Origin of the sequence: Pseudomonas sp. NPDC090755 (genome assembly GCF_044769005.1) — a bacterium.
Classification (GTDB): Bacteria; Pseudomonadota; Gammaproteobacteria; order Pseudomonadales; family Pseudomonadaceae; genus Aquipseudomonas.
The window spans coordinates 202,013-211,858 of record NZ_JBIVXC010000010.1 but is presented as its reverse complement, the minus strand read 5'-3'; the positions used below and the strand labels follow the sequence as shown (position 1 = coordinate 211,858).

Sequence of the window (9,846 nt, the reverse complement as noted above, 5' to 3'; positions counted from 1 at the left end):
CAGCGTAGGGCCGTATGCAGGAGCGAGCGGTTTTGCCTACTTTTTCCAAGAAAAAAGTAGGCCGCCGTAAAGGCGGAAGGGGCCAGCAGCGTCACCGCATGGAATGGATAAGCTCGCGCCCCCAACAACCAAAGCCCAAGCCCAAGCCCAAGCCCAAGCCCAAGCCCAAGGATCATCGCCCCCGGAATTCCGTGAAGAACAAAAAAAGGCGCCTGGCGGAATCCCACCAGGCGCCTTTTTCGTTACCACCGAGCGATCAGTCGCGATACAGAATCGCCGAACCCCACGACAGACCAACACCGAAACCACTGATGGCCACACGCTTCCAGCTGCCGTCGAGCATGTGCTTCTCCAGCAGCAGCGGCACGCTGGACGACACGGTATTGCCGGTTTCGAGCATGTCCTTGACGAACTTGTCCTTGACCTGTTTCTCCGGGTCTTCTTCGAAGCGACGAGCCACGGCATCGACAATCGCCGCACTGCCCTGGTGGATGCAAAACGCATCGATATCCGCTGCGGTCAGTTCCGAGGCCTCGAGCAGCTCATGCAGGTGCGCCGGCACCTTGAGCAGGGCGAAGTTGAACACCTGGCGACCGTTCATGAAGAAGTTGCCGTCGGTGACCTTCAGGTGCGCAGCGCCCGAACCGTCGGTGCCGAAGCGTGCCTGCCCCAGCTGCCAGGTGGCGTTCTCGCCCATCCAGGTGGCGGTGGCAGCATCGCCGAACAGCATGGTGGTGTTGCGGTCTTCCGGGTCGACGATCTTCGAGTACGGGTCAGCCGTGATCAGCAGGCCGTTCTTCAGCCCCGCTGCTTCCATGAAGCCCTTGATCGCGTACAGGCCATACACATAGCCCGAGCAGCCCAGCGACACGTCGAAGGCGGCCACACGGGTGGTCAGGCCAAGCTTGTCCTGGACGATGGCCGCCGTATGGGGCAGGCCTTCTTCATCACCGTTCTGGGTGACCACGATCAGCGCATCGATCGATTGCGGATCAAGGTCCGGATTGTTGGCGAACAATGCCTTGGCAGCCTCGACACACAGGTCGGAGGTTTCTTGCTCGTCTGCCTTGCGCGGCAGAAAGGTCGAGCCGATCTTGCCGAAGATGAATTCTTCATCCTTGCCGAATTTCGCGCCCTGGGCATAGTTGTCCAGGCCAGCGGTGGGCACGTAACTCGCGATACTTTTTATGCCAATCATTCTGGCTTCCCAATCAAAACAGCCAAAGACCGCCGCTCGCAGAACTGAGGGCGCCAAAAAACGGGGCAGCACCACCTTGGAGTGGCGCATGGCAGTGTTGTTGCCTGAACCTGCAAATAAAAAACCGGCAACAAATTCTTGCAAATGCCACCGATAGAATACAGGGAAGATGCCCGATTTGACTCATTGGTCACACTCATTTACCGCAAAGTAGGGGTTACCCGCGTGCAACCGGGCATAAAAAAACCCCGGCAGGCAGGCTGCCGACCGGGGTTTTATGCGGTTTGCGTCAGAGCTTGTTGAACAGGCTCAGTTGCGACAAACGGGAAAACGCCATCTGCGACGCCTCGAGCATGGCCTGCTGCAAAGTCAGGGTGATCGCAGCGGTGGACATGTCAGTGTTGCCGATCGCGCTCTGGGTGCTCTTGTTGGCCAGCCCCAGACTGCTGTTCTCCAGGGTCTGGATGTCGAGGGAATTACCCCGGGCGCCGATCGAGCCGCGGGTGATATCAATGCGCTCACGGGCGCTGGCAAGGTTCGCGATGGCCGAGCCCACGGCCTGTTTGAGGGCGAACTCGGATTTCTCGCCGGTTACCGGAGTGTCCAGGGCGGCACGCAGCTGCCCCAGGGTTTCCAGTACGTTCTGGGTCTTGTGGGTATTGGCACTGACCGCGAACTGATCCCCCGCCGCCGGCGTGTTGCCGTCCAGCTGGTAAGTCACCCCGGCCACCGTCAGCGAACTGCCGGTCACCGTACCGGTAGCCAGCGGCTTGCTGTCGGCCGTGTAGGGCTGGGCATACATTTCGTAGTCGGTGGCACTGGTGAACTTGATCACCGCCCCGTCACTGGGGAAACCGCTGCGGTAGGCATCGGCGTCGGTGATGGTGCTGCCGGTGATCTGCGTCAACGACGGATTGCCGGCGCTACGGGTGCTGGTCAGGGTGTCGGGACGCGCTTCAAGCTTGAACACATGCCCGGCCACCGCGGCGTCCGGATCATCACCTTCCTTGAGGTTCACACCGACTTCGAACTCGACACCGCGCAGCGCGATGCGATTGCCACCCTCGGCCTTGGTGTCGAACACGCCATTGGTGGGCGTCTCGCTGGTGATGTCGTTGCCGTTGGCGTCGGTGATGCTGTAGGTGGTGGCGCTGGTAAAGGTCAGGGTGTAAGGCTGGCCCTTGGCAAACCCACCGTTGTTGTAGGTGTTGACCGAGCTCAACAAGCCCTGGGACACATTGACACGGCCATCATCCGTTGCCGGCGCCTGCAGGCTGCTCTGGGTGCGGGACTTGTTGGTGGCCTGGTCGAAAATGCTGAAGCCGGTGTCGTTGGTGGCCAGGTGCAGGGTGTCGGAGATCTGCAGGCTGAGCTGGGTCTGGTCACCATGGTAGCTGTAGGTGCCGTCGCTGTTGCGCACGTAGGGTGGCGACGAGGTCTTGGAGCCACCGAACATGTAGTTGCCATTGGCATCGCGCGAATTGAGCAGGCCGAAGATGTTGGCCTCGATTTCCTTCAACTCGCTGCTGATGGAGGTGCGGTCGGCATCGCTCAGGCTGCCGCCACCGGCACGGATGGCCAGCTCGCTGGCACGCTGCATCGCCTCGTTGATGGTCGAAAGCACGCTCTCTTCCTGCAACAGGGCATTGTTCACCGTGGTGATGTTGGCGTTGTACTGGCCCAGCAAAGCGCTCTGCTGCTGCAGCAGCAACAGCCGCGCGGCGCCGACCGGATCATCCGCCGCCGTCTGGATACGCACGCCCGACGACACTTGCGCCTGGGTCTTGGCCGCGTCGGAGAAGTTCTTCGAGTAGCTGGTGGCGCTGGTCTCATAGAACTGAGCAGTGGAAATACGCACGATCGGCTACTCCTTACAGGGCGTTGATCAAGGTGCTGAAGGTTTCTTGCGCGGTCTTGATGATCTGCGACGACGCGGTGTAGTAGTGCTGGAACTTGACCAGGCCGGCAGCTTCGTCATCCAGGTTGACCCCGGACACCGCGCCACGGCTGGCCTTGGCCGAATCGATCACGGCGCCGCTGGCCTTGGTGTCGATCTGCGCCTGGCTGGCCTTGGCACCCACCCGCTCGACCAGCGAGGCATAGGCCGAGGTAAAGCTGATGCCGCCGCCGGAGCCGGTGCCGACCGTGGATTGGGTCTGCAGGCGAAGCAGGTCCTGGGCATTGCGGTTGTCGGACTTGCCGTCGACGTTGAAGCCCAGGGTGAAGCTGTCGTCACCGGCCGGGCTGCCGCCAATGGTGGTTTCGACCTCGAAGGTACGCGGGTTGCCGCTGCCATCGAGAATCGGTGCCCCCGTCGCATCGCGCATCGGCACGGCGAAGGACAGCTTGTTGTCCTGGCCTGGCACGATGCTGCCGCTGCCGATCTCGGTGCCCTTGGCATCGAACAGCTTGTAGCCCTGGGTGCCGCCGCTGGCGTCACTGAACACCACCCGCACCGGCATCGACTGCTTGATCGAGTCCTGCATCAGCGCAAGGTCGGCGCCGCTGTAGATATCCAGGCGATCGCCCAGGGTCGGCTGGCTGATGGTGCCGGTGCCACCATTGCCGCTGCCGGCGGTGGCGCTGATCGGCCCGGCGAAGGCTAGCTTGTTGGCATCGGTCATCACGGTATTGATGCTGCCCGCCGCCGCGCGGGTGGGAATGACCTTGAACGAGTCACCGGCCGCCAGGCCACTCCCGTTGAGCTTGAGGCTGAAACCGTCGATCACCGGCGCCGGATCGTCGTCCAGGCTGAAGGTACCCATGTCGGTGCCGTCGGAACGGCGCACGGTGTACTGCTTGTCGCTGGTGAACTTGACCTCGTAGTCGTGGGTGGTCAGCGCACCGCTGTTGGCGATGGTGACATCGAGGTTGCCCGAGCCTGCGCTGTTGCCGGAGGCCGCCAGGCTACGCTGGCTGATGGCAGTGGCGCTGTTGATGCTGGAGAACAGGTTGCTGCCGAACTGGCCGTTGGCATCGAGCCCCTGCCCCAGCTGGCTGTTGATGCTGTCGGCGACCACCAGGGCGACGCGCCCCAGTTCATTGATCGACGGGTTGAGCACATCGTTGCGATAACGCAGCAAGCCACCGATCTGGCCACCGGTGACCACCGAGGTGACATCGGAGCTGAAGGTCTGGTAGTTGATGGTCAGGCTGTACTGGCTCTTGTCGCGGGCGCTGGGCCCGACCGATAGGGTGTTGGCGGTGTTGCCGGTCACCAGCGACTGGCCGGTGCCCAGGTACACATCGATACTGCCGCCGCGCTCCTGCACGGTGACACCGACCAGCTCGTTGAGCGAGCGCACCGCTTCGTTGCGCGCATCGATCAGGTTGTTGGGGGTGTTGCCGGTGGACGACAACTGCACGATCTGCTTGTTGTATTCGGCAATGCTGGAGGTCAGCTTGTTGACCTGGCCGCTCAGGGTATCGAGCTGCGAATTGATGCTGTCGCTCTGTTGGCTCATCTGCGAGGAGATGGCGTTGAAGCGGTTGCTCAGGGTCTGCGCCTGGGTCAGCAGCAACTGCCGCGAAGCGACGTCGCCCGGGGTAGCCGACGCGGTCTGCAAGGCGGAGAAGAACGAGGTGAGCACCGAGCTGATGCCGGTGTTGCTGTCGGCCAGCAGCTTGTCGACGCTGGTGATCTGGTCCTGGAATGACAGGGCATCGGCGTTGAGCGAAGTGGCGGTGCGCAGCTGGTTGTCCAGGTAGCCGTTATAAATGCGGCGCACATCCGACAGGGTGGTACCGGTGCCGATGAAGCCGACGCCGATGTTCTGCATGCCCCCGGCGGCGACCTGCACGGTCTGCTGGCGCGAGTAACCCGAGGTCGCGGCGTTGGCGATGTTGTTCGAGGTCACCGCGAGCGCTGCCTGGCTGGCATTCAGGCCACTCAGCCCGATCGAGATCAGATTCGACATGCTTCAATCCTTATAGATTTGTGGTACCGCCAGCCAAGGCGTACTGCGGGGTGGGTTGCAACTGCCGGGCAATGTTGATGATCTTGCTCGCGTACGAGGGGTCAGTGGCATAGCCGGCCTTTTGCAGCTCTCTGGCAAACTGTTCCGGTGTATCGGCCGCACTGAGCGCATCTTTATAGCGCGCGTTGCTCTGCAACAAGGTGACCAGGTCGTGGAAGCTGTCCTGGTAGGAATCGTAGGAACGGAACGCCGCCGTTTCCTTGACGAACTGGCCGTCGCGGAACTCGCTGGTGATCGCCCGCGCCTGGCCACCCTGCCAGTTGCCGGTGGCCTTGATGCCAAACAGGTTGTGGCTGCTGCTGCCATCGGCCTGGCGCATGACCGACTTGCCCCAACCGGTTTCCAGGGCCGCCTGGGCCACCAGGTAGCGCGGGTCGATACCGATGCGCTTGGCGGCCTGCTCGGCCATCGGCAACATGGTGGCGACGAACTCATCGGAAGAACTGAAGGCACGCTTGGCCGGCGCCAACGGCGGCTGGGCCATGGCGCGTCCCTGGATTCGCAGTTCGCCGGGTGCGGCAAAGGCCTGGGCCGGCTGCCAGTCACCTTTGACCACGGCGTCACCGGCCAGGGTCGAGCGCCCGGGGATCGGTGCGGTATTGATGGCAGCCGGCGTACCGGCGGCCGACGGCACCAGGCCAGCCAGCAAGCGATCGGTGAGTTTGCCGGGCAAGGCCAGGCGACGGGAATTGAGCGCGGCCACATCATTACGGACGGTGCCGGTGGCCTGCGGCTGATCGGCCGCGCCAACCGCCGTCGCCCCCAGCGCACGAGGCTGGACATCGAAGCGTGGGAACGGGCTGTTGTTCACCGCTGCCGCCTTCTGCTTGGACAGCTGGCGCATCAGCACATCCTGCAGGCCGATACCGCCACCCTCGCGGGACATGCTCACCGCCAGCTGCTGGTCGTACATCTGCTGGTACTGCTTGGTGGTCTCGGTGTTGAGCGGGTTGTCCTTGGCCAGCACATCACTGGCCGAACGCATCGACTTGAGCATTTCGTTGAGAAACAGCGACTCGAATTCCTGGGCCACCTTGCGCAGGTTGGCGTCGCTGTCGCGGTCGCCGACCTTGAGCGAGCTCAGGCGATTGAGGTCGGTATAAGCGCCGCTGTCGGCGGCGCTGAATGCGCTTTTCGGCATGTCCATGGCCACCCCCCTCAGATCACGATCAGGTCGGCCTGCAGGGCGCCGGCCTGTTTCAGGGCTTCGAGGATCGCCATCAGGTCACTGGGGGCCGCGCCCACCTGGTTCACTGCGCGCACGATCTCATCCAGGGTGGTACCCGGACCGAACTTGAACATCGGCTTGGCTTCCTGCTCGGCATTGACCCGCGAGCGTGGCACCACCGCGGTCTGGCCATTGGAGAACGGCCCCGGCTGGCTGACGATCGGGTCTTCGGTGATGGTCACGGTCAGGCTGCCGTGGGTTACCGCCGCCGGCGACACCTTGACGTTCTGGCCGATGACAATGGTACCGGTACGCGAGTTGATGATGACCTTGGCCACCGCCTGGCCCGGATCGATCTCCAGGTTCTCGAGGATCGACAGGTAGTCGACCCGCTGGCTCGGATCGAGCGGCGCGGTCACCCGCACCGAACCACCGTCCACGGCCTGGGCCACGCCCGGGCCGAGCAGCTCATTGACCTTGTCGACGATGCGCTTGGCGGTGGTGAAGTCCGGACGATTGAGGTTCAGGGTCAGGCTGTTGCCCTGGTTGAAACCACTGGGCACGGCGCGCTCGACCGAGGCGCCACCGGGGATGCGCCCGGCCGACGGTACGTTGACGGTGATCTTGGAACCGTCACGGCCTTCGGCATCGAAGCCACCGACCACCAGGTTGCCCTGGGCGACGGCGTAGACGTTGCCGTCGATACCCTTGAGCGGGGTCATCAACAGGCTGCCGCCGCGCAGGCTCTTGGAGTTGCCGATCGACGACACGGTGATGTCCACCACCTGGCCTGGCTTGGCGAACGGCGGCAGGTCGGCATGCACCGACACGGCGGCGACGTTCTTGAGCTGCACGTTGCCGGTACCTGCCGGTACCTTGATGCCGAACTGCGAGAGCATGTTGTTGAAGGTCTGCAGGGTGAATGGCGTCTGGGTGGTCTGGTCACCCGTGCCATTGAGGCCCACCACCAGGCCGTAGCCGATCAGCTGGTTGCTGCGTACGCCGGAAATGCTGGCGATATCCTTCAGGCGTTCGGCCTGGACGGCAAACGCGGCAGACATCAGGAACGCGGCGGCGATCAGCTGCTTGAAGTTGAACATGGTCATCCGAACCTAGAAAGGCCAAAGCGGGCTGATGAAGAAGCGGTCGAACCAGCCCGGCTGGCTGGCATCGGCAAAGGAGCCGGTCCCCGAATAGGTGATGCGCGCATCAGCCACCCGGGTCGAGGGCACGGTGTTGTCGGTGGCGATGTCGTCGGCGCGGATCATGCCGGCGATGCGCACCAGTTCATCACCGGTGTTGAGGGTCAGCCACTTCTCGCCCCGCACGGCGATGATGCCGTTGGGCAGCACATCGGCCACGGTCACGGTGATCGAGCCGGTCAGGCTGTTGCCCTGCCCGGCCTTGCTGTCGCCCTTGGTGGCGCGGTCGCCGCTGTAGCCTGCACTCAGACTCAGGTCGCCATCGCTGAACGGGTTGTTGGTGGTCATGGACGAACCAAACAACGAGGTCAGGCCGATGTCGGCCTTGCTGTTCTTGGCGATCTGCGAATTGGCGTTCTTGCTTGCCTGGGTCCGCTCGTTGAGGGTGATGGTGATGATGTCACCGACCCGGAACGCCTTGCGGTCGCTGTACAGGTTCTGCTCGAAACCGGCCTGGTAGATCGAGCCGTTGTTGGCCGCCGCCGGCAGGGGCGTGCGCGGCAATACCGGCGCATAGTAGGGATCGTTGGGCTTTGGCGTCGGCGCAACGCAGCCGGCCAGCACGGTGACCCCACTCAGGGCAAGTACGGATAACAGACGACTCATGACTCTGACCTCACGGTGTAACAGGCGCTATGCGAGCGACCTCGAAGACTTCACTTACAGGTTCTGGGTAACGAACGAGAGCATCTGGTCGGCCGTGGAAATGACCTTGGAGTTCATCTCGTAGGCACGCTGGGTAGTGATCATGTTGACCAACTCTTCCACGGTACTGACGTTGGAGTTTTCCAGGGTCTGCTGCTGGACCATGCCGAAGCCGTTCAAGCCCGGGGTACCGACTTGCGGCGCGCCGCTGGCGGCGGTTTCCAGGAACAGGTTGCCACCCACCGCCTGCAGGCCGGCCGGGTTGATGAAATCGGCGGTCTGGATGTTGCCGATCACCTGCGCTGCCGGGTTGCCGGCGGTGGTGATGGACACCGTACCGTCGCGACCGACAGTGAAGGTCTGCGCCTCGGGCGGAACAACAACTGCCGGCTCCAGGGCAAAGCCGCTGGCGGTGACGATCTGGCCGTCGGAGTTCAGGTGAAAGGTACCGTCACGGGTGTACGAAACGGTGCCATCAGGCTGCAGGATCTGGAAGAAACCACGGCCATCGATGGCCATGTCCAGGGGGTTCTCGGTGGTCTGCAGGCTGCCGGCAGTGAAGTTCTTCTGGGTGCCGACGATGCGCACACCGGTACCCAGTTGCAGGCCCGAAGGCAGCTCGCTGTCCTGGGTCGAATTGGCGCCCGGCTGGCGGCGGGTCTGGTAGAGCAGGTCCTGGAATTCGGCGCGATCACGCTTGAAGCCGGTGGTCGAGACGTTCGCCAGGTTGTTGGAAATGGTGGTCAGGTTCATGTCCTGGGCGGACAGACCGGTTTTACTGACCCAAAGAGCCGGAAGCATGCTGTTCTCCTTGCGCGCCTGTTTTACGGCGCTACCTGAAAGTGATTAGCCGATTTGCAAAACCCGAGCCATGGCTTCATCGCCTTCCTTGGCCGTGGTCATCATTTTGATGTGCAGTTCGAATTGACGGGACAGCGCCAGCACCGAGGTCATTTCCTCGACCGCATTGACGTTGCTGGTCTCAAGGAATCCCGACACCAGCCGGACGTTGCCATCCGCCGCGAGCGGCTGGCCATTGTCGGGATGGATCAAGCCATCCAGGCCCTTGGTCATGGTCTTGAGGTCGGGGTTGACCATCTTGATCCGGTCGACCTGGGCCATCACCTGCGGCCCCTCGCCCATGGCGCGGATGGTGATGGTGCCGTCTTCACCGACCTCGATCTTCTGCTCCGGCGGCACGGCGATCGGCCCGCCATTGCCCATGACCGGCATGCCGTTGCCGGCACGCAGCACACCCAGGGCGTCGATGTTCATGCTGGCCGTGCGCACATAGGCTTCGCTGCCGTCGGGCGCCTGCACGGCGATGAAACCGTCACCGCCGATGGCCACATCCAGGTCACGGCCGGTCTCCAGCATCGAGCCTGGCGTGAAATCCGTCGCCGGCCGCTCGGTCATGGCATAGGCACGCGCCGGAAAGCTGTCACCGAATACCGGCATCGAGCGCGCCTGCTCCAGGTCGCGCTGGAAACCGGTGGTGGAAATGTTTGCCAGGTTGTTGGCATGCGCCTTCTGCGCCAGTGCGTTCTGGCTGGCCCCGGTCATGGCCACGTAAAGCATCTTGTCCACAGGATCTCCTCTGCACGGCCCCTCGCCGCGCTGCCACCTTGGCCTGCTTGAAGCAATTATCGAACCATA

The 9,846-nt window shown here is 62.9% G+C and carries 8 protein-coding genes; all 8 read right to left on the bottom strand.

Features of this window, described 5'->3' with window-relative positions:
- Positions 1-256: 256 nt before the first annotated feature.
- The 8 genes from ACIQUS_RS16760 to ACIQUS_RS16725 all read right to left on the bottom strand — a co-directional run bounded on the left by ACIQUS_RS16760 (position 257) and on the right by ACIQUS_RS16725 (position 9,777).
- Entirely contained in the window at positions 257-1,198 is a 942-nt protein-coding gene (locus ACIQUS_RS16760) for a ketoacyl-ACP synthase III (RefSeq protein ID WP_403048505.1), read from the bottom strand.
- A gap of 289 nt (positions 1,199-1,487) precedes the next feature.
- On the bottom strand, positions 1,488-3,056 hold the full coding sequence (locus tag ACIQUS_RS16755) for a flagellar hook-associated protein 3 (protein ID WP_403048503.1): 1,569 nt from the start codon (positions 3,054-3,056) through the stop codon (positions 1,488-1,490).
- Between the two features lie 13 nt (positions 3,057-3,069).
- On the bottom strand, positions 3,070-5,115 hold the full coding sequence (gene flgK, locus ACIQUS_RS16750) for a flagellar hook-associated protein FlgK (RefSeq protein ID WP_403048501.1): 2,046 nt from the start codon (positions 5,113-5,115) through the stop codon (positions 3,070-3,072).
- Between the two features lie 10 nt (positions 5,116-5,125).
- Complete coding sequence (flgJ, locus tag ACIQUS_RS16745; RefSeq protein WP_403048499.1) at positions 5,126-6,322, bottom strand: flagellar assembly peptidoglycan hydrolase FlgJ; 1,197 nt, start codon at positions 6,320-6,322, stop codon at positions 5,126-5,128.
- Positions 6,323-6,333: 11 nt separating this feature from the next.
- Positions 6,334-7,443, bottom strand: a complete 1,110-nt coding sequence (locus ACIQUS_RS16740; protein WP_403048497.1) for a flagellar basal body P-ring protein FlgI — start codon at positions 7,441-7,443, stop codon at positions 6,334-6,336.
- A 12-nt stretch (positions 7,444-7,455) separates the two neighbouring features.
- Positions 7,456-8,151 (bottom strand): flagellar basal body L-ring protein FlgH, encoded by a 696-nt coding sequence (gene flgH / locus ACIQUS_RS16735; protein WP_403048494.1) that lies wholly within the window; start codon positions 8,149-8,151, stop codon positions 7,456-7,458.
- Between the two features lie 54 nt (positions 8,152-8,205).
- Positions 8,206-8,991 carry a flagellar basal-body rod protein FlgG gene (gene flgG, locus ACIQUS_RS16730; protein ID WP_285865250.1) on the bottom strand — a complete coding sequence of 262 codons (786 nt, stop codon included), beginning with the start codon at positions 8,989-8,991 and terminating at the stop codon, positions 8,206-8,208.
- 45 nt (positions 8,992-9,036) lie between these two features.
- Complete coding sequence (locus tag ACIQUS_RS16725) at positions 9,037-9,777, bottom strand: flagellar basal body rod protein FlgF (protein WP_403048492.1); 741 nt, start codon at positions 9,775-9,777, stop codon at positions 9,037-9,039.
- Between the last annotated feature and the right edge of the window lie 69 nt (positions 9,778-9,846).